Origin of the sequence: Bacillus sp. BK450 (assembly GCF_004364885.1) — a bacterium.
Lineage (GTDB): Bacteria > Bacillota > Bacilli > Bacillales > Bacillaceae > Bacillus > Bacillus safensis.
This window is the reverse complement of the sequence record NZ_SOBQ01000007.1, coordinates 22,526-42,954: the sequence shown is the minus strand read 5'-3', so window position 1 is coordinate 42,954 and position 20,429 is coordinate 22,526. Positions and strand designations below refer to the sequence as shown.

The window sequence follows — 20,429 nt, the reverse complement described above, 5'->3', positions numbered from 1 at the left end:
AGGGGGAGAGGAAAATGACAAGAGAAATCAGCATGTCTAGTGCATTAAATGAAGCGATTAAACTTGCCATGAGAAGAGACGAGGATGTCATTTTAATGGGGGAAGATGTTGCTGGAGGTGCTCATGTCGATCACTTACAGGATGATGAAGCATGGGGCGGTGTGCTTGGTGTAACGAAAGGAATCGTTCAGGAGTTTGGACGTGAGCGAGTTCTTGACACACCGATTAGTGAAGCTGGCTATGTAGGTGCGGCCATGGCAGCAGCTTCCACAGGGCTAAGACCAATTGCAGAACTCATGTTTAATGATTTTATCGGCACCTGTCTGGATCAAGTGCTGAATCAAGGAGCAAAATTCCGATATATGTTTGGCGGAAAAGCAGAGGTACCGATCACGATCAGAACGACACATGGGGCGGGTTTTAGAGCAGCTGCTCAGCATTCGCAAAGCTTGTATGCGCTATTTACAAGCATCCCAGGATTGAAAGTAGTGGTGCCTTCCTCACCATACGATGCCAAAGGATTGCTGCTGGCAGCCATCGAGGATCAGGACCCTGTCATCTTTTTTGAAGACAAAACGCTTTACAATATCACAGGAGATGTTCCAGAGCGATACTACACGCTGCCGCTTGGCAAAGCAGATGTGAAAAGAGAAGGCTCAGATGTGACCATTTTTGCAGTAGGCAAACAAGTTCATACCGCACTCGAAGCGGCAGAGCAATTAGCTGCCCAAGGAATTGAAGCAGAGGTGATTGATCCAAGAAGCTTGTCACCGCTCGATGAAGAGGCCATTCTAACTTCAGTAGAAAAAACAAATCGGCTTGTCATTGTAGATGAAGCAAACCCAAGGTGCGGAATTGCCGCAGATATTTCTTCTCTGGTGGCGGATAAAGGATTCGATTTACTTGACGCTCCAATCAAAAAAGTGACGGCTCCTCATACACCGGTTCCGTTTTCACCACCGCTTGAAGATATCTATTTGCCGACACCTGATAAGGTTGTGAACACCGTATTAGAGATGGTTGGAAAGAGTCATGACAAGATCTTGAACTAAAGAAAGGAGAGAGGGAGATGGCTGTCGAGGTTGTGATGCCGAAATTGGGCATGTCAATGAAAGAAGGAACGGTATCTGTCTGGAATAAAGAGGTCGGAGAAACCGTAAATAAAGGGGAAAGCATTGCAAGCATCAACTCTGAAAAAATTGAAATGGAGATCGAATCACCTGCAGAAGGAACCATATTGGATATAAAAGTGCCTGAGGGAGAAGGTGTACCGCCTGGCACGGTCATCTGCTATATCGGTGAAGGAAATGAACAGGTCGAGGAAAAGAAAGAAAAAGACCTGCCGCCAAAACAAAAGAAAGAGAGAAAGAAAATCTCCCCTGTGGCACGTAAGATTGCTCAAAGCGCTAATCTGGACATTCATACTTTAGTGGGAACAGGACCAGATGGGAGAATCACGAAAGCGGATGTGCTTCGGGCACTTCCTGATGAAAAAGAAAACCAACAAAATGAACCAAAGCATCAGCCAGTCAGCATGATGCGGAAAACCATTGCTTCGCGAATGATGGAAAGCCTGCAAACAAGCGCACAATTAACAATAACGATGAAAGCGGATGTGACAAAGCTGACAGCATTACAGTCTGAGTTGAACGAAACAGCCGCAGCACGACACGATATGAAATTAACCCTGACCGATTTTGTAGCCAAAGCAGTAGTTCTTTCCCTGCTAGAGCATCCTGCAATGAACAGTCAATATCAGAATGATAGAGTCGAAACTTTTGAGTATGTTCATCTTGGAATCGCTGCTGCTTTAGATCACGGTCTGGCAGTGCCTGTTATTCGGCACGCGGAAAAACTTTCACTTATTGAGCTGGCGAAGAGCATCAAATCGTATGGCAAAAAAGCACGTGAAGGCAGACTTCTCCACGATGAAATTGAAGGCTCTACCTTTACAATCACTAATCTAGGCGCCTATGGTGTGGAACATTTTACACCGATTTTGAATCCGCCGGAAGCAGGTATTCTTGGCGTTGGCAAAGCGGATCACATGCCTGTATATCATGGGAATGAATTATGTAAAGGGACGATCCTGCCACTCAGTCTGACATTTGACCATCGCGTGCTGGACGGGGCGCCGGCATCACAATTTTTATCAACTGTTAAAGCGTATTTAGAAAATCCAGTAACCATTCTTTTATAGGAAGAAGGTGAAATGAATGACGCTTGTCATTATAGGAGGCGGGCCAGCAGGATATGTGGCGGCAATAACAGCCGCCCGTTTTGACAGAGAGGTTGTACTAATCGACCAAGGCCTGTTAGGAGGTACCTGCCTGAATGAAGGCTGTATTCCAACGAAAGCACTTTTGCAAAGTGCTGATATGTACGAGCATGTGAAATCAGCTGGACACTTTGGAATTGAGCTTCCAGAGAAGGAGCCTGTCATTCATTGGGATGCCGTTCAAAAGCGGAAGCGGTCAGTCGTCAAGCAGCTGACTGATGGTGTTCGTTATTTGATGAATAAAAACAAAATCAGCGTGTTAAATGGGAAGGCATCATTTCTTTCAGCACATGAGCTATTGATAGAAAGTGAAGGGAAATCTGAAATCATTCAGGCAAAACAAATCATTATTGCTTCAGGATCAGAACCTGCTGCTTTACCTTTCGCCCCATTTGACAGAGAGTGGATCATTGATAGTAAGGATGCGATGACGCTCCCTTCAATACCAGATTCGCTTTGTATCATTGGTGGAGGGGTGATCGGCTGTGAGTTTGCAAGCATCTTTAGCCGAATGGGATCAAAGGTTGTCATGGTGGAACAGGCAGCACACATTTTACCTGAAGAAGATCACGATACGGCTAAATGTCTTCACGATCAGCTTCAAAAAGCAGGTGTGGAGATTTTGACATCAACCGTAGTCAAACAGCTTGATGCAATTTCAAAAAAGGTGGTCATTGAGAAGGATCATGGGGAGCGCTGTGACATCCAGTCTGATCATTGTTTAGTCGCCATTGGCAGAAAGCCGAGGCTGGGAGAGCTGAATCTTGAGCAGATCGGCATTGAATTTGACAGGAACGGCATCTGCGTGAATGAGCATATGCAAACCAATCTCCCGCATATCTATGCGTGCGGTGATGTGACAGGCGGCGTTCAGCTTGCTCATGCTGCTTTTCATGAAGGAACGATTGCGGCATCACATGCATCAGGTGAAGATGTAAAGGTCAATGAACAAGTGATTCCAAGGTGCATCTACACGTCTCCAGAAATCGCTAGTGTCGGTTTAAATGAAGAGAATGCTAGAAAACAATATGGGGAGATTCGAATAGGGAAATTCGCATTTTCTGCAAATGGAAAAGCATTAATTTTAAATCAGCCAGCTGGTCAAGTAAAGGTCATTGTCGAACCGCAATATCAAGAAATTTTAGGTGTATCCATCATCGGGCCGAATGCAACAGAACTGATTGGACAAGCGGCGGTGATGATGCATACAGAGTTGACAGCTGATACATTAGAGCAGTTTATTGCGGCACATCCGACACTCTCTGAGGCGATACACGAAGCCTTGCTGCAAACAAATGGGCGAGCGGTGCACTGCTGATAGATAAACTTTCTATCCAAATGACTTCCTGGGTCAGCCAATTATTGAAAGCGCTTTTATAATTATCTATAATGGATAAAAAGCACCCAGAGGAGAGGATGGAATGAATCCGACGCCTTGCTATTTAAATACTTGGAAACGTTTTGTTCGTGAAGGTTTGCTTGATAGGTCTCGTCTGGATAAGAGAGTGATGGAGTCATGGCACAGATGTAAACAGGCAAATGTGAACCCGTATTTAGATAAAGGACAGTCGTTGTTAGAAAAGGAATTATTCAGTATTCAAAAAAAGAAGTACTCACTCTTTCTAAATGCTGCTCTTCCTTACTTAAATAAAATCAGTCTGCAATTAAAAGAATCGGAGATGATGGCATTACTTATCGATGCAGATGGTTATGTGCTAAGTCTGACAGGAAGTCAAAGGACGCTGGTAGAAGCGAAAAAAATAAATTTTATGGAGGGCGCGCGCTGGACCGAAGCCGATGTGGGAACGAACGCTATTGGAACGGCACTGGTCATTGGGGAAGCCGTAGCGATCAACGGAACTGAGCATTTTTCAGTCGCTTCCCACCATTGGAGTTGTTCAGCGGCCCCTATTCGTGATGCAGACGGCACGATCATAGGAGTCATTGATATCTCCTGTATGGCGGATCAAAATCATCCTTTTATGCTTGGAATGGCTTCAACAGTTGCATATGCCATAGAGAGAGAAATTCAGGTCCAGCAAAAAAGAAAAGAGATGGAGCTGATCAGTCATTGTCTCCAGCAGGTAGAAGCGGACGAGCCGTATGTTGTCTGTAATGAGAAAAAGCAGATTGTTTTGGCAAGCAAACCGATTAGAGACCGATTTTCAGACTGGTACGGAATGGATGTTGAGCTGCTCATGGACGATACATTTGTTACACGGGACAAGCAGATTATTCAGTCAGAACAAGACGGAAAGCTGCTTGGGATGTCTTTTTCTCTTGAAGAAGCAGCGAAGAGTAATATAACCGTTTCTTTTGCTCAATTTCCCGGGGAATCTGGAACAAGTACGGCATTTCAGCAGACGCTCAGCGAATTGAAACGAGCGGCACAAACAGATGCAAATGTCTATATTTGGGGAGAAACAGGTACAGGGAAAGAACTGGCTGCTCGAGCGATTCACTTAGCTAGTGAAAGACATAAAGGACCGTTTATTGCCGTGAATTGTGGAGCCATACCCGAAAGCCTGTTAGAAAGCGAGCTATTTGGTTATGCTGAAGGAGCTTTTACAGGGGCAAAACGTCATGGAGCAAAGGGGAAATTTGAACAGGCGCATAAAGGAACGCTCTTTTTAGACGAAATTGGCGAAATCCCTTATGCGATGCAAGTGGCGCTTCTTAGGGTCATTGAAGAAAGGAAAGTCGTACCGCTCGGCGGGACACACGAAATCCCTTTGGATATTAGAATCATTACAGCGACACACCGGAATATGAACGAACTGCTGAAAGAAGGAAAAATACGTGAAGATTTGTATTACCGTCTTCATGTCTATCCAATCAACATCCCGCCGCTTAGAGAAAGAAAAGAAGACATTGTTGATTTATATCGTTACTACCAAAAGAAACACCAATGGAATGCAGCATTTCCTGAATCATTTTTTCGTAAGCTGGAAGCGTACCACTGGCCTGGAAACATACGAGAGCTTTTTAATCTGTTTGAACATATAAGGGTACTGTTTCCTAAAGGAGGATGGATTGGTGAATCGCAATATGCGGCGGTATTAGAGGCGATGGATCAGAAAAAGCAGAAGCTGCCTCCAGTAGAATGTACCGAGATTCCAAAAGAGCTCACGTTTAGGGAACGCATTCAAAAGCAAACAGTGATAGAAGCACTGCGCAAAACAAAAGGTCATGTGTCAGAAGCAGCGAGGTCAGCAGGTGTGCCAAGAAGCACCTTTTATAAGTGGATGCGGAAGTATAAGCTGTCATGAACTCATAGGGAGCGCAGCAGCAAGGAGGCCTTGGTCTTTCAGTTAGAGGTCGGGGTCTTTCTGTCATGTCTAACAGAAAACAAAAAGGAAGGAAGAAAGGCTTGACTGTTATATTAGTATATGTTAAATTATAAAAGCCGTCGCTAATGAGACAGGAATGAAACACTTAAAAATTCTTGACACATTTTTCTGGCATAGATATAATGAAACATGTCTTATTATTCCGCAGTAGCTCAGTGGTAGAGCTATCGGCTGTTAACCGATCGGTCGTAGGTTCGAGTCCTACCTGCGGAGCCATAATGGAGAAGTACTCAAGTGGCTGAAGAGGCGCCCCTGCTAAGGGTGTAGGTCGCGCGAGCGGCGCGAGGGTTCAAATCCCTCCTTCTCCGCCATTATTGTATGGCCCGTTGGTCAAGCGGTTAAGACACCGCCCTTTCACGGCGGTAACACGGGTTCGAATCCCGTACGGGTCATGTTTTGTTTTTTGATTCGTTGGGCTATAGCCAAGCGGTAAGGCAACGGACTTTGACTCCGTCATGCGTTGGTTCGAATCCAGCTAGCCCAGCCATTTTTTATATATGTTTTTCTGCATAGCAGATGAGCCATTAGCTCAGTTGGTAGAGCATCTGACTTTTAATCAGAGGGTCGAAGGTTCGAGTCCTTCATGGCTCACCATTGTCACGCGGGTGTGGCGGAATTGGCAGACGCGCTAGACTTAGGATCTAGTGTCTTTATGACGTGGGGGTTCAAGTCCCTTCACCCGCATTGTTTTTCCAAACAGTGCACTTATGAATATATGAGCACATCATACACGCGGTCGTGGCGGAATGGCAGACGCGCTAGGTTGAGGGCCTAGTGGGTGAATAACCCGTGGAGGTTCAAGTCCTCTCGGCCGCATCTAAAAAACCAAAGGTTGTAGACCTTTGGTTTTTTTATTTTTTTATAGGGTTTCAGATGAATGCCTAAAATGTTCCAGCCTACTTTATATAAGTGGGCTTATTTTGGTTGTATTTGATATTTTTTAGATAATGTCATCTAATTTCTCAGCCATAGGTTTTTGTTTGTTTGGTAATAAGTACCGTATCTATTGCTGTCCGAATAGATGCACGTATCCCCCATTGAAGCGCCAATTTCACTAAGCTTCCTCAGTCAGATAATCTGTTCTTTTTTGTTTTGTTTCTGGTAGGAGGGATGCTCCTGTTTAGATCAGTCGGTTTTTTTTACAGTGTGGTATAAAAATGTAGTGGCAACTTCATGAGGACTCGAAATAAAAAAGGTACCGCAGCACAAGGATACCTTTTTAAGATCAGCTTTTATTTTTAAAGACTACATACAAGCATTTTAATTGGCAAAGGTTGATTTCATGGAAATTTCATATCGTATCGACTGATTAATATGAAGATCCCTGGCTCACTGATTGTGAAACAATCTGCCGTACTTCCCGAGCTAAATGTGTAGCTTGTAAGGTAGCCTGCCAAATAACCGGACTAACTGTAGATTGACTGATGGATAATGCCTGTTGTGTAGATGGAACCATTGGACTTAGTAGTCTTTCTGCCTCGTCTACTGAAGATGCATATTGTTGACCGGCTGCTCTTCGAAGGTCAGCTATCGCTGCAGGAAAGTTTGACCATAGGCGAAGTATTGAATTCATACAGCCAATCATAAGAGCAAAATGAGGAGCTCGACCTTGTCCTGTGGCAAGAAGCTCAGCTGCACCTAAGGCAGAATAAACGTGATAACTCAATGGAGTAAGGTATTTCGCGTGTACAATATGAAGCTCACGTAATCCCCAAGTATCTGGAAGGAATCTGAATTCTGAACTCATACCGCATCCAAGAGCAAGTGCTTTGCTGACAACTTGCAGATGTTTCACTACGGTAGCCATCGAGCTTTGGAAAGAGGATGAGTGTACAGGGATATGTTGAATGGTAGATAGAAGGCTACGCATTTTTTGATTTGCCTGACTCAAATCAGGTTGTTGTCTAAAATTATAGGGATAATACGGATCAAAATAATAATACATATCTAAACTCCTTTTATTAAATGTCTTTTAGGAGTAGGTTATGCACCTAGATCATTTTTTGATAAGGGTATTCGCCTAATTTATTGATCATGCAGTCGGGGAAGACGGATCAATAAAAAAATGCCTTCATTGAAATGAAAGGCTTAATAAGAAGATTCCATAGATTGTTTTTCTTTTAAACGCTTTTCTAATACATCTGTCATATATAGAAAGTGATTTGCTTCACGCAAAACATGATCTGCTAGTAGAGGATTGATCACATTTTTAATTTGACATGATTTAATCATCTCTAATCCTGCTTTTTTGAAGTTTCTAAGCTCTGTCGTAGCGTCCTCGCTATCATCATTGAGTTTAGCAATAATAGGGTATGTTGGTTTTTTTCTAAACAACATGGATTCAACATCTCTAGCCTGATTAAGCAAAACCTCGAAATTATCTCCAAATTCACTGGCTTTATGAACAAGTTTACGTTCGGATTGGTCTAATAGTGAGGCAATAAATCTGGAATGTTCCATCATAATTCTCAGCCAGAAAACATTTTCACTAATAATGGCGTCTTGAATAGGGTCAAGTATGCCTTTGTTAAATTTTTGAAGTGTTCGCACGAAATATTCTGCTTCACGAGCAATATGATCAACCAGCAATGGAAAGTTAAACCCTGAAACCTTGCAGTTAATAATCAATATAAGTAAATTTCTTTTGAAATTTCGAAAACCATATGCTAGATCAATACTATCTTCATTCAGTTTACGTACAGCTTGAACATTGTTAGGCGTTTTATAGGCTCGTTGTTCTTGTTGTTCAAAATAATAATGAAAACGGTCTGTTTGTTGGATAAACTGTTTATCTTTACGATTAAAACCTTCACCAAGAAATAAAGCATGTTCTTTCATAATTCGCAGCCAGAACTTATTTTCAATTAATGAACGTTCAATAAATGTTTGTTCTGTTAAGGATTCAGATGGTGCTGCTAATCTTTCTGGTGGTTCCAACATAGGATTATTCGATTGATACTCCTGATCTAGAAATTGATTGTTCATGTCATCCCCCTATAACTTATACTTTTCTAGAAATATATGAGGCATTGAATCTAAGTATGTGGGGTGGTGGAAAATAAAGACTTTTAAATTCGGGTTTATGTGAATGGGAAAGAAAAGGTGAAAACGGAATTTAGAGAGTTCAATGAAAGGAAGATTGGTATCGGTGCACAAAGTTGAGGGCCTAGTGGGTGAATAACCCGTGGAGGTTCAAGTCCTCTCGGCTGCATCAATGATACCAAGGGTTGTAGACCTTTGGTTTTTTTGTGCTTTCTAATTAGTTTGAACAGTGATATATGACAGTTTACTGTGATAACAAGTTCAGTGAAAAAAGAATTTTTCTAAAATTTTGATAAAATATTGAAGAGTAGGAAAGGGGAAATAAATACATGTCAATTTATCATAAAGTCATTGGAGAAGGGTATCCAATCGTGATATTGCATGGTTGGACTCTTGACCATCAAGTAATGCTACATGCATTGGAACCGGTATTCGAAAAACGAAGCGGTTGGAAGAGAATTTACATAGATTTACCAGGTATGGGACGTTCAAAGCCACATCCGTCTATCCAAAACTCTGATGATATGCTAGAAGCGATATTGCGTCTTTTGGACGAGATTATCCCTGATGAACAGTTTATTGTTTGTGGTTATTCATATGGAGGGTACATAGCCAGAGGTATCGTTCGTTCACGTCAGGAAACTGTTCGTGGATTACTGCTCGTGGCGCCAATGACTATACCAGTATTCGATGAAAGAGTAGTACCAGAGGCGACTGTTTTAAAAAGTGACAGCAGCTTTATATCGCAATTGTCTTCAGAGGAGGCAGATGAATTTTGCTCTATGATAGTTGTGCAAGGAAAAACGGAATGGGAGAGGTTTCGAGATGAAATTTTACTTCCTTCTAAACAAACAAATCATGATTTCATCAACAACATTCATCAAAATGGTTATGGTTTTACCTTCGATATTTCATCTGAACTTAAGTATCCAACGCTCATTCACAGGGCGCCAGGACAATGTAGTTGGATACCACGATGCATGGCGGCTCATCGAAGATTATCCAAGAGCCACTTTTGCGGTGCTTGATATGGCTGGTCACAACCTACAAATTGAACAACCCGATGTATTTAACTCATTAGTCGATAATTGGTTAAATAGACTTGAGTCGGAAAATGTTTAGCAAGTTTTATCTAAATGAATGTCCACTCATCTTAAGGGAGTGGATTTTTTGTTTGAGAAGTCCACTCATACTAATACCGTTTAAAAGGTTATATTGTTAAATCCGCCGAATTCTCTACCAATGTGACGTATAATGCAAATTTCCATATAAACAACAAAAAGTGGGGTGATTAAATGCTTGGATTACCAAGAGGGGAAGTTTTTTTAGTACCTTGGTCTATTGAATGGGTCAAAGAATTTGAAAGTGAAAAGAAACGAATAATAGAAGTTATCGGTCAGTACATAGTGAATGTCCACCATATTGGAAGTACAGCAATAAATGGTTTGAGTGCGAAACCCATTATTGATATTGCGATCGAAATCAATCATTTTCTTGACGGAGAACAGTGCGTAACAGCTTTGCAAGGGCTGGGTTATTCTTATAGAGGGATCAATGTGTTACCTGAAAGACACTATTTCAGTAAAGGAGAACCACGTACACATCAAATCTATATGTATCAAACGGGCAATAGATATCTACTTGAACAAATAAATTTTAGGGATTACCTGAGAAGTAACGAACTAGCAAGAAGTGAGTACCAACAGCTTAAACTTAACCTAGCAAATGTAAATAAAAATGACAAACACAAATATGCAGAGGGAAAAACAGAATTTGTTAAGTCGATTTTAGATAAAGATTCTCTTTAGATGCTTTTTATGCATAAGAAAAATCGCTGCAAAGAAGAGTTTCTTCTTTTTAATCAAGAAATTGCAATTATTACCGATTCATGCTATAATGAAAAGTAATTATTTTTGTTCGGCGTAAAGGATAGTATGAAGATTGACTTTTCGTCTTGAGGGTACTTTGGGCAAGGATAGTATAATACATTGTGTGGTAAACGCACGAGGAGGCAACAATCATGGAACAAGGTACAGTAAAATGGTTTAACGCAGAAAAAGGTTTTGGATTTATCGAACGTGAAGAAGGCGACGATGTATTCGTACATTTCTCAGCTATCCAAGGCGACGGATTCAAATCTTTAGACGAAGGTCAAAAAGTATCATTTGACGTAGAGCAAGGTTCTCGTGGAGCTCAAGCTGCTAACGTTCAAAAAATTGCTTAATCTTCATTCTTTTAAAACAGGTTCTCTACGGAGAGCCTGTTTTTTTGTATGAAAAAACCCTACTCAGCGTACAAGTAGGGAGATGGTACAAGGTATTCATAAAAATTTCATGCTTCAAAGGTTAGTTAAGTATAACATACTGGATTGACAATATGCGGAATTTCCATAAATTAATTTCTTTTATTTTCTTTATAAAGCGGACTGTTCAGTCATTCTGTTATTAAGAAAGATTGAAATGAAGTCATAATTTACTTATTAATCAATTAAATGAATATTTTTCCGGAGTGGAATATGGTAAAATCATTATGTTCTTTCTATAAAAATTGGAAATGTGGTGAATATATTGAAACGTATTTTGGGATCTTTTGTTTTTATATTTATCTTCAGTTTTTCTTTTGTTTTATTCGCAAGTGCAGAAGAGGTGAACATGTCATCTGGAGTCTCCATAAATGGAGAATTGAAATCCAAAAGTTCAATGAACCGATACAATTTTACAACGAATGCTGATGGAGAAGTATACATCAGGCTAGATAAGGCATCTGCCTCTTTTAGTATTACTCTATATGATTCGAAAGGGAATAAGATAGATTCTAATGAATCTTCATTTCCTGGTGAAGCTCTGGTTATCGATAATAAATTGAAAAAAGGGAATTATTATATTGAAGTTATGCCCAGTGAATGGGAAGGCGTAACTAAAGGTACATATCAACTAAAGGCGACATATCCAGGTGCTTTTAAGCGTAATTTAACAACCTTCGAACCAAACGACACATTTGAGACAAGCATGAAGGTATCTAATGGTACCTATTATAAATCAACGATTGATAGTGAGATTGATAAGGATGTTTATCAGTTTTCTTCAAATAAAGATGGTGAGTTATATCTCACTTTAGATCAGGAAACATCTGAATTAGAAGTCACTGTTTATAATGAGAACAGAAATGAAATTGTATCTGACTATACGTGGAATGCTGGAGAGAATATTGTCATTCACGAAAATATAAAAAAAGGAACCTATTATGTCAAAATAAAACCATACACCTCTAATTGGGAAGGAATATCAAATGCTAAGTACCGACTTAAAGTGACGTATCCAGGTTCTTTTAAAAGAGATTTAAATACTTACGAACCAAACGACACGTTTGAAACAGCAAGTCCGCTCATCTCAAATCAATATTACAAATCAAAGCACGAATCGGATTTGGATAGAGACGTATATCAATTTTCAACAGTGAAAGATGGAAAAGTAAAGATTAATCTAGATAAAATAACAGAAGGAGCCTCTATCGCTTTATACGACAAGAACGGTAATGAAATTACTAGGGAATATTTACCTGATATCTTTGGGACAAGTCCAGTTATTGATTTAAATCTAAAAAAGGGCAAATACTATATTGTTGTTGAGCCTAGACGTTGGGATGGTGTATCCAGTCAAACATATCGTTTAAAAGCATCTTATCCAGATAAAACACCAAGCATAAACACAGTAACTGATCAATCAACAAATATCGTAGGTAATGCGGAAACGAATGCCAAAGTTTTCGCATATATTGGTCAGAAAAAATTAGGCTCTACAAATGCAAAAAAAGGAAAATATTCAATCAAAATTCCTAAACAAAAAGCTGGAACTTTAATCACTGTGTATTTAGTAGATTCTAATGGAGCGAGAAGTGGCAGTAAAACAATAAAAGTGTTAGATAGAACGCCTCCCGCTATACCAAGTGTTAATAAAATCACAAAAAATACAACGGTTATAACAGGTAAAGGTGAAAAATATGCTACAGTGTACGTTTATCATAAAAACAAGAAGTTAGGAACTGCAAAATTAAATAAAAATGGACAATTTAAAGTGAAAATAAAAAAACAGAAGAGAAATGCATTGATAACCGTTTATTTAAAGGATGCTGCCGGAAATAAGAGCAAATCTAAAGTGGTAAAGGTTTATTAGTGGACTATGTAAGACAACTTAAGGAGATATTGAAATGCTAAAACGATTCTTATTCATTTTTTCAACGCTCCTCATGGCGATTGCAGTATTGTTTATCGCCGCAAAGGATTCACCGGGTAGGAACACGATTTCGTTAGATGACCCATTACCATTTATGCTGTCAGTAGGGATGGTGGTTTTCTTATTTATTCCTCCTTTGGTGATGTCGTTTTTTGATCATATTGTGGTTAGGGTGATATCTGGAATCTATCAATGTTTTATTGTGTTCTCATTCCTTGTCTTAATCCCTATAGGCTTTTTTATTCCAAACGGGGGAATGATTATTTTGATTTCAATTTTAGGTTTTTTGGTTAGCTTGTCCAGTATGGTCGTTACATTTATGCGAGGTCATCATAAAGAAAAAGAAGTTAGCATTTAGCGCGATCCATAAAAAAGCCACAACTCAATAGAGAAGTGGCTTTTTTACGTTTGATCAAAAATCATAGAATTCCCTTCGGTCAGTCATAAAGTAATAAAATACTGCCATTTCAAAGAATATCAATCACAACGTCGAAATATCAATCACAAACCGGTAACGAACATCACTTTTCAGCACTCGTTCATACGCTTCATCAACTTGATTCGCATTGATGACTTCAATTTGTGGTGCGATGTTGTGAGCAGCTGCGAAATCGAGCATTTCTTGTGTTTCTTGGATGCCGCCAACGAGTGAACCAGCAATGCTGCGGCGGCCGGAAATTAATGAAAAGACGTGGAATTGATCCGGCTTAGGCGGTGCACCGACGTTCACCAAGGTTCCATCTACACGGAGTAAGGACAAATAGGCATCCACATTAATGTTGGCAGAGACCGTATTGAGAATAAGGTCATACTGTCCGGCTAGTGTCTGAAACGTATCAGGATCACTTGTAGCAAAATAGTCTTTTGCGCCAAATGACAGGGCCTCTTCTTTTTTATTCAAAGAGCGGCTCAATACAGTCACCTCAGCGCCCAGTGCACTCGCGAATTGAATAGCAACATGGCCGAGCCCGCCCATTCCGACGATAGCAACCTTTTTGCCAGGGCCTGCCTTCCAGTGCTTTAATGGAGAATAAGTTGTAATGCCAGCACAGAGAAGAGGGCTTGCGGCATCAAGAGGCAGTTGATCAGGAATGCTGACGACAAATCGTTCAGTCACGACAATTTTTTCACTGTAGCCGCCATAAGTCGGCTCCCCGTCATAGTCACGGCTGTTATACGTTTGAACAACCCCTTTTGTGCAATACTGCTCGTCTCCATTTTGACAATATTCACAGGTGCCGCAGGAATCCACAAAGCAGCCAACGCCTACACGGTCTCCGATCTGAAACTTTGTCACATCATCCCCTACAGCTGCAACGACCCCAGTAATCTCATGACCTGGAACCATCGGGAAAATGCCGCCGCCCCATTCATCAAAAGCGCTGTGGATATCTGAATGACAGATCCCGCTAAATTGAATATCAATTAAAATATCATGTGGACGAAGCGCTCTTCGTTCAATGGTCGTCCGTTCAAAGTTTGCTTTGGCGTGTGATACACTTAAAACGTTTGATTGGTGCGTCTGACACATTCTTGATCATCCTTTCAAAAATAAGATACGATTCTTTCCTCTATACTGTACGTCTTAAAGTGAACTCTAAGTCAATAGAAAACCCTCTTTAGGCTTTTAATAAAAGAATTGAGCCAAAAGCATCTTGCTTTCTTTTTTAAAATGGAGATGATGAGGAAAGGGAGATCGGAAGGTAAGAGAAAGAAGGAGGGCACAATGAAAATAGCACAAGCAGCCAAACAGCTCGATTTATCCACTGCGACACTTAGATATTACGAAAATATTGGTTTGATTAGGGAAATCAAACGTGACGATCATGGGATTCGTGATTATACAGAGGATGATCTTCAATGGATTGAATTTATCAAGTGTATGAGAAATGCAGGGCTCTCAATTGATGCGCTTAGAGAATATACAGCCTTATTTTTTGAGGATAATGATCATACGTTATCTTCGCGAAAAAACATTTTGGTCAATGAACGAGAAAAACTCGTCCAAAAACAAAAGGAAATCGAAGAGACCATTAAACGATTGGATTTCAAAATAGAAAGTTATGAAGATATTATCCACAATCATGAGAAAAAACTCGCTCATCAGCTGAAAACTCATGCTAATTAAACGAAGAAAAACCTGTGACAAGTCACAGGTTTTTTTGATAGAGTTATCTTTTTGTGTAACGCACCCAGTTATAATGTGCATGGAGCGGGGTAACACCGTTGTAGGAGCCGAGCCATTCATCGACACCTGCACCATTCCACAGGTTCATCATAATTTTCCCTGGTGTTTGAGGAATTTGAGTGGTGGCGGTATGTTTTAATTGTCCATCGACATACCATTTGATAGAGTTTGGCTGCCAGTCAAATGCATACGTGTGATAAGAGTTCGCTGCATCGAAACCAAGGTTGACGATCTTTTCATGATTTCCTACACCATTGGTATAGTAGTTAAACTGTACCTTTGTCGTGTCTTTTCCTAGAAATTCAATGTCAATCTCATCCCAAGGCGTGCCATCAGTCGGTCCCGTATAAGTGAAGAAAGAAGAGACGATCCCTACATTTTTGGCTGGCTTCATGTTGACTTCATATAGCCCATAGCCGTACGTTTGAACGGAGCGGTTTTCTCCGCAGTCAAACTTGTTATAGGCAGGACTTGTGAGCGATAAACGCATTTCACCTGATGAGGTCATCGACACGTTATTTGCACGCCACGTACAGTTAAACATGTTTCCATTCGAGTATCCATCGGCTTTTTGCCATAACCCCGTATTATAGTTATTAAAAGGTTCATAAAACGATCCACCCGTTTGTGCCGAGGCACCCGCTGTAAATGTGGACAAACTCAAGACTAATCCAGTGACAACCAGCATCAACATTCGTTTTACATGATAAGACATATAAGCATTCTCCTCTCCTTTTTGGAAGCGCTTTCTTAATAGATCATACATGATTCTGTTATAATGGAAAATCGGTCTAATTTCTGATATTAAGCAGGAGAGGTTGCTAGAATCTTCCCTTATTCTTGGGAAATGAGGTATCAATAGAAAAGGATCAAAAACACCAGTAGTGATGGTTGGGTTTTTAATCCTTTATATATGTGTTTTCTTTTTTGATCAGCTACCGAAAAAACCTTTTTGTATGCTGTTTACTATTTTTCTGTAGCTGCAATATCTAATAAACAGCCTACAAGTTCTTTTTTCCTAGAATAGAACGGGAAATGATCAGCATCAAGGGTATAAATACGCTCAAAAGATCTAGTGGCATACATCTGTCTTTGCAAGTCAATCGGAATGGAGCGGTCTTTTGTTGTTTCAATATATACGCTAGGCACATGTCCAAAGCGTATATTTGTTAGAGAGACCTTATCTTCAAAAGGCTGAACAGGCTGTGGGCGTATATTCCTTTTGAACAATCGCAGATCTTCCTCCGAACTTTCGTTGAGCATATCCTCTGCAATGAATTCTTCTATTAATGTAAGGGTCTGATCCTTTTCGTTCAACGTTGCTTTAGGACCACCTGATGCAATATCACTGACGGCTTGTCCATTCTCTGGGACAAAGGCGCAGACGTATACAAGTTTTTTGATCTTCTCTGGTATTTCCTCTGCTGCTTGTGATATGACCATTCCGCTCATACTGTGTCCTACTAAAATGACAGGCTGGTCTATTTTTTCAATTGTTGAAACAACTTTTTTTACATAGCTTTTTAGTGATACGTCCTGTGGAGGCGTAACATCTTCGCCGCTGCCAGGTAAATCAATAGCAACTACTTTATGACCTTTTTGTTGAAGAGCAGGTGTTATTTGGTCCCAGCACCAGCCACCTTGAAATGCACCATGAACGAATAGGAATGTATTCAATGAGATCACCTCTATTGTTTGATGTAACTATTATAGTTACACTTAGAAATACAGTCAAATGATATCGATTAAAAAAGAATGATTGACAAAGCGGACAGTTGTCCGTAAGATAATACCGTTACAATTGTCCTAAAGAGAAGCAAAGAAATTTGATTTAACACATAGAGATAAGTGTCATGTGGATGAAGGTAAAGAAGGTGAGCATGGTGGAAAAGGATATTGGGGAGGAAATTGAAGAGATCGCATTCTCCTTGTTTCAAGAATTTGGTGTAGAAAATGTCAGCATGCATAAAATTGCGAAAACAGCTGGTGTTGGGCAGGGCACTTTATACCGCCGCTACGCCAATAAAAGTGATTTGTGCCTTTCTATCCTTGGGGAGAGATTTGAACAGCTGATCCCAGCTTTGCATCTTTACTTGAGCAAAATAAGTGATCAGCCGGTCCGTGAACGTTTGCGCTACGTTCTCGAAGAAATTCATCTGATCGTCGGTCACCATTTAGACTGGATTCGAATGCTCACAATCTCTGGGAATTTAGAGCAGACAAGTAAAGTGTATGAGAGTCATTACAGTCAATCACTTAGACAAATCATTCGTGATTTGCTTGAAGAAGCGAGAGAAAAGGGAGAAGCGAACATACAGGATATAGAACTGACAACGTTATGTATGTCCTCTCCAATGACGCCTGAGCTCATGTTTTATATACATGAATCTGGCTATTCAATCGAAAAAATTGCTCAATTTGCTGCAGAAAAACAGATTTTATCCGTCTTTCAATAGACATGAAAGTGGCTCATTTCTGACCACCCTGACTTCCTAAGGTTCATCTAAATTGAAAAAGAAAAGGAGCCAACTTAATATGAACAAACAGAAAGCAGCAGCTTCTGAAATTCGAACGCTGCCCATTATTATTTCTTTTATCACAGCTGGATTTATTGGCCTGTTCAGTGAAACGGCATTAAACATGGCGCTGAGAAGTTTAACGTTAGACTTTGGAATTGAAGCGACGACTGCTCAGTGGTTGACAACAGGATATTTATTAACACTTGGTATTCTCGTACCGATTTCAGGACTCATTCTTCAATGGTTTACGACAAGACAGCTTTTCATTACATCGCTCGTCTTTTCAATCATCGGAACATTTATTGCGGCGGTTGCGCCGGTCTTTAGTATTTTAATGGTAGCACGTGTCGTGCAGGCAGTCGGTACAGCATTGCTTCTGCCATTGATGTTTAATACGATTTTGGTCATCATTCCACCTCATAAACGAGGCAGATCGATGGGGATTATTGGTCTTGTGATCATGTTTGCACCAGCTGTCGGCCCAACCGTCTCTGGTCTTATTCTGAAATCGTTGACGTGGCATTGGATTTTCTGGATTTCACTTCCTTTATTAATGGCTGCACTCGTATTTGGTTATATCTTTATGCAAAATATTACAGAACCAACAAGACCGAAAATCGATATCTTATCAATTGTGCTTTCAACCATTGGTTTCGGCGGAATTGTGTATGGTTTTAGCAGTGCCGGAGAAGGCGGCGGCTGGAGCAGTATGCATGTCATCGTTGCAATTGTAGTTGGTGTCATAGGGATTCTCGTGTTCTCCTTAAGACAGTTGAACATGAAAGAACCAATGCTGAACTTAAGCCCGTTTAAATATCCGATGTTTGTCATTGGGTTACTTCTGATTTTAGTGTGTATGATGGTGATGCTGTCTGCTATGATGATCTTGCCATTGTATCTGCAAACGTCCTTGGCGCTTTCTACATTTACAGCAGGTTTAATGCTATTGCCAGGTGGAATTATCAACGGACTGCTATCTCCAATCATGGGTGGTCTATTTGATAAATTTGGTCCAAAGTGGCTTGTCATTCCAGGTCTTGTTATTGTCGCAGCGACGATGTTTGGCTTTACAAATCTAAGTGTGAATACGTCGATTGGATTCATTGTAACCCTTCATATTACATTAATGATCGGAATCGCGATGATCATGATGCCTGCTCAAACAAACGGATTGAATCAGCTGCCGCCAGAGCTATATCCGCATGGTACAGCGATTATGAATACATTGCAGCAGGTGGCAGGAGCCATTGGTACTGCGATCGGTATCTCGATCCTTTCATCAGGAGCCCGCAGCTTTATGGAAAATGTGTCTGATCCCGCAAATCCGATGAATCAGCTGCTCGCCTTTACAAATGGCGTCCAGCATGCATTTATTTTTGCAGTGATCATGACGATCATCGGTTTGATTATTGCCTTCTTCATTAAACGAGTGAAGGTAGAACAGCAAGTATCATAAGAGAAATGAAAAGCACTGTGGACATAGCGCCGCAGTGCTTTTTTATTTGCTCAATGCTTGTTTCAAAGAGAGAGAAAAAGGGGAGATAGGTAAAAAGTGAACAAATGAAAATTGCTGCTGATTCAGTAGGAGGAAAAGAGGAAAAGGAAACGAATGAGTAACTAAGAAATGAATAAGATAGGAGTCTGAGATCATGAACTTAGAAGAACAAATCAAAATCGCTGCTTCATTACGCCAGCCATCTGAAGATTCATTAGCGAGTCAATCGGAACTAAAGCCAGTACATCCTCCTGAAGTGAACAAAATGGAATATGATATTCCAACAAGTGCTGGCGAAACAAAGGTGTGGGTATTTAAGCCAGTGAACGCATCCAAACAGCTGCTTCCTGTTTTTGTGAATTTACATGGCGGCGGATTTATCATGGGCAGTGCTGAAATGGATAATCCATGGTGTCCAGTCATTGCAGACCGGGCGCAATGTATCGTTGTCAATGTCGAGTATCAGCTTGCACCCGAGCACCCTTTCCCAGCCGCTCTTCATGAATGCTACGATGTACTGAAGTGGCTGTATGAACATCCTGATGAGCTTCAAATCGATCGGAATGCATTAGCCATTGGTGGACATAGCGCAGGAGGAAATTTGGCAACGGCTGCTTGTCTATTGAATATTCAAAAAGGAAATACACTCCCAATTGCCTATCAAGTGCTTGATTATCCGCCGCTTGATCTTGCCACTGATCCAGCACAAAAACCAGCGTTTGAAGAAGCGATCCCAGTTGAATTGGCGAGACTCTTTAATTCCTTCTATCTGCAAGGCCAAGATCCGCACAATCCGCTCGTTTCTCCGGTTTTTGCAGATCGTTCATCCTTAGCACAAATGCCTCCAGCTCTCGTCATCACAGCAGAGAGGGATTCGCTGGCTGAAGAAGCCGAGCAATATGCTGCCAAGTTAAAAGAAGCTGGGGTAGACGTCACGTACAAACAATTTAAAGGTGTCCCTCACGGCTTCACGCACGCCGGAGATTTAGCCATAGCTGAAGAAGCTTGGCATCTGATGGGAGATCAATTAAAGAAGGCGTTTGAATAAAAAAGCAGAGTGATTCAAAAGCACAGGAGACAATGGGCCTGTGCTTTTATTACTGTTTCTGAAAAAGAAAAGTGAATGTAAAAAGGGTCAGATATCTTTCCTCAAGGAATTATCCCTGGCTACTATATGAATAAGACTCATTGAAATTCCATTTACCTTGATGCAGACATTCCATCCTCATTTGTAGTGGAGTTAATTGAACATTCCTACCAATTGGTTTTTCAAAAATGAACAAAAAAATTTCAACATGACATCCTCCAAAATGATTCAAAAGGAA

At 40.7% G+C, this 20,429-nt stretch carries 17 protein-coding genes, 7 tRNA genes and 2 pseudogenes; 21 read left to right on the top strand and 5 right to left on the bottom strand.

Features of this window, described 5'->3' with window-relative positions:
* Nucleotides 1-14: 14 nt before the first annotated feature.
* The 11 genes from EV579_RS17785 to EV579_RS17735 all read left to right on the top strand — a co-directional run bounded on the left by EV579_RS17785 (nt 15) and on the right by EV579_RS17735 (nt 6,444).
* Entirely contained in the window at nt 15-1,052 is a 1,038-nt protein-coding gene (locus EV579_RS17785) for an alpha-ketoacid dehydrogenase subunit beta (protein WP_008346887.1), read from the top strand.
* Between the two features lie 17 nt (nt 1,053-1,069).
* Nucleotides 1,070-2,200 carry a dihydrolipoamide acetyltransferase family protein gene (locus tag EV579_RS17780; RefSeq protein ID WP_133744969.1) on the top strand — a complete coding sequence of 377 codons (1,131 nt, stop codon included), beginning with the start codon at nt 1,070-1,072 and terminating at the stop codon, nt 2,198-2,200.
* A 16-nt stretch (nt 2,201-2,216) separates the two neighbouring features.
* Nucleotides 2,217-3,596 (top strand): dihydrolipoyl dehydrogenase, encoded by a 1,380-nt coding sequence (gene lpdA / locus EV579_RS17775; protein WP_133744968.1) that lies wholly within the window; start codon nt 2,217-2,219, stop codon nt 3,594-3,596.
* A 103-nt stretch (nt 3,597-3,699) separates the two neighbouring features.
* Nucleotides 3,700-5,547, top strand: coding sequence for a sigma-54-dependent Fis family transcriptional regulator (locus tag EV579_RS17770; protein WP_133744967.1), 1,848 nt, complete (start codon nt 3,700-3,702; stop codon nt 5,545-5,547).
* Nucleotides 5,548-5,769: 222 nt separating this feature from the next.
* Nucleotides 5,770-5,844, top strand: a tRNA-Asn gene (locus EV579_RS17765).
* 4 nt (nt 5,845-5,848) lie between these two features.
* Nucleotides 5,849-5,939, top strand: a tRNA-Ser gene (locus tag EV579_RS17760).
* Nucleotides 5,940-5,948: 9 nt separating this feature from the next.
* Nucleotides 5,949-6,020 (top strand) — tRNA-Glu (locus EV579_RS17755).
* A 20-nt stretch (nt 6,021-6,040) separates the two neighbouring features.
* Nucleotides 6,041-6,115, top strand: a tRNA-Gln gene (locus EV579_RS17750).
* Nucleotides 6,116-6,146: 31 nt separating this feature from the next.
* Nucleotides 6,147-6,222, top strand: a tRNA-Lys gene (locus tag EV579_RS17745).
* 7 nt (nt 6,223-6,229) lie between these two features.
* Nucleotides 6,230-6,312 (top strand) — tRNA-Leu (locus EV579_RS17740).
* A gap of 48 nt (nt 6,313-6,360) precedes the next feature.
* Nucleotides 6,361-6,444 (top strand) — tRNA-Leu (locus EV579_RS17735).
* Between the two features lie 493 nt (nt 6,445-6,937).
* Here the strand turns inward: EV579_RS17735 and EV579_RS17730 are convergent.
* Both EV579_RS17730 and EV579_RS17725 read right to left on the bottom strand, forming a co-directional pair.
* Nucleotides 6,938-7,573, bottom strand: a complete 636-nt coding sequence (locus EV579_RS17730) for a hypothetical protein (protein WP_044335096.1) — start codon at nt 7,571-7,573, stop codon at nt 6,938-6,940.
* 143 nt (nt 7,574-7,716) lie between these two features.
* Nucleotides 7,717-8,613 carry a DUF2935 domain-containing protein gene (locus EV579_RS17725; RefSeq protein ID WP_044335098.1) on the bottom strand — a complete coding sequence of 299 codons (897 nt, stop codon included), beginning with the start codon at nt 8,611-8,613 and terminating at the stop codon, nt 7,717-7,719.
* Nucleotides 8,614-8,999: 386 nt separating this feature from the next.
* On the opposite strand from EV579_RS17725, the pseudogene EV579_RS17720 reads away from it, so the two are divergent.
* From EV579_RS17720 to EV579_RS17700, 5 genes and pseudogenes are all read left to right on the top strand, one after another.
* Nucleotides 9,000-9,792 (top strand): annotated as a pseudogene (locus tag EV579_RS17720) (alpha/beta fold hydrolase).
* A gap of 173 nt (nt 9,793-9,965) precedes the next feature.
* Nucleotides 9,966-10,478, top strand: a complete 513-nt coding sequence (locus tag EV579_RS17715; protein ID WP_133744966.1) for a GrpB family protein — start codon at nt 9,966-9,968, stop codon at nt 10,476-10,478.
* A gap of 212 nt (nt 10,479-10,690) precedes the next feature.
* Nucleotides 10,691-10,894: a cold shock protein CspC gene (gene cspC / locus EV579_RS17710; protein ID WP_008346765.1), complete on the top strand. Its 204-nt coding sequence runs from the start codon at nt 10,691-10,693 to the stop codon at nt 10,892-10,894.
* 343 nt (nt 10,895-11,237) lie between these two features.
* Nucleotides 11,238-12,842: an Ig-like domain-containing protein gene (locus tag EV579_RS17705; protein ID WP_133744965.1), complete on the top strand. Its 1,605-nt coding sequence runs from the start codon at nt 11,238-11,240 to the stop codon at nt 12,840-12,842.
* A 34-nt stretch (nt 12,843-12,876) separates the two neighbouring features.
* The gene (locus EV579_RS17700; RefSeq protein ID WP_122631441.1) at nt 12,877-13,260 is read left to right on the top strand and encodes a hypothetical protein; all 384 of its coding nucleotides are present in this window, start codon (nt 12,877-12,879) and stop codon (nt 13,258-13,260) included.
* Between the two features lie 123 nt (nt 13,261-13,383).
* Here EV579_RS17700 and EV579_RS17695 read toward each other — a convergent pair whose 3' ends face one another.
* Nucleotides 13,384-14,433, bottom strand: coding sequence for an NAD(P)-dependent alcohol dehydrogenase (locus tag EV579_RS17695; RefSeq protein ID WP_133744964.1), 1,050 nt, complete (start codon nt 14,431-14,433; stop codon nt 13,384-13,386).
* Between the two features lie 195 nt (nt 14,434-14,628).
* On the opposite strand from EV579_RS17695, the gene EV579_RS17690 reads away from it, so the two are divergent.
* A complete protein-coding gene (locus tag EV579_RS17690; protein WP_133744963.1) occupies nt 14,629-15,030 on the top strand; it encodes a MerR family transcriptional regulator in 402 nt (133 codons plus the stop codon).
* 43 nt (nt 15,031-15,073) lie between these two features.
* Here EV579_RS17690 and bglS read toward each other — a convergent pair whose 3' ends face one another.
* Nucleotides 15,074-15,805, bottom strand: coding sequence for a beta-glucanase (gene bglS, locus EV579_RS17685; RefSeq protein ID WP_122631439.1), 732 nt, complete (start codon nt 15,803-15,805; stop codon nt 15,074-15,076).
* Between the two features lie 251 nt (nt 15,806-16,056).
* Nucleotides 16,057-16,776, bottom strand: a complete 720-nt coding sequence (locus EV579_RS17680; protein ID WP_241257998.1) for an alpha/beta fold hydrolase — start codon at nt 16,774-16,776, stop codon at nt 16,057-16,059.
* Between the two features lie 194 nt (nt 16,777-16,970).
* Between EV579_RS17680 and EV579_RS17675 the strand changes: the two genes are divergently transcribed.
* From EV579_RS17675 to EV579_RS19205, 4 genes and pseudogenes are all read left to right on the top strand, one after another.
* Entirely contained in the window at nt 16,971-17,546 is a 576-nt protein-coding gene (locus EV579_RS17675; protein ID WP_206698596.1) for a TetR/AcrR family transcriptional regulator, read from the top strand.
* A gap of 79 nt (nt 17,547-17,625) precedes the next feature.
* The gene (locus EV579_RS17670; RefSeq protein WP_133744962.1) at nt 17,626-19,065 is read left to right on the top strand and encodes a DHA2 family efflux MFS transporter permease subunit; all 1,440 of its coding nucleotides are present in this window, start codon (nt 17,626-17,628) and stop codon (nt 19,063-19,065) included.
* Between the two features lie 193 nt (nt 19,066-19,258).
* Nucleotides 19,259-20,152 carry an alpha/beta hydrolase gene (locus EV579_RS17665; protein WP_024425408.1) on the top strand — a complete coding sequence of 298 codons (894 nt, stop codon included), beginning with the start codon at nt 19,259-19,261 and terminating at the stop codon, nt 20,150-20,152.
* A 102-nt stretch (nt 20,153-20,254) separates the two neighbouring features.
* Nucleotides 20,255-20,383 (top strand): annotated as a pseudogene (locus EV579_RS19205) (MmcQ/YjbR family DNA-binding protein); the annotation flags it as partial.
* Nucleotides 20,384-20,429 lie beyond the last annotated feature (46 nt).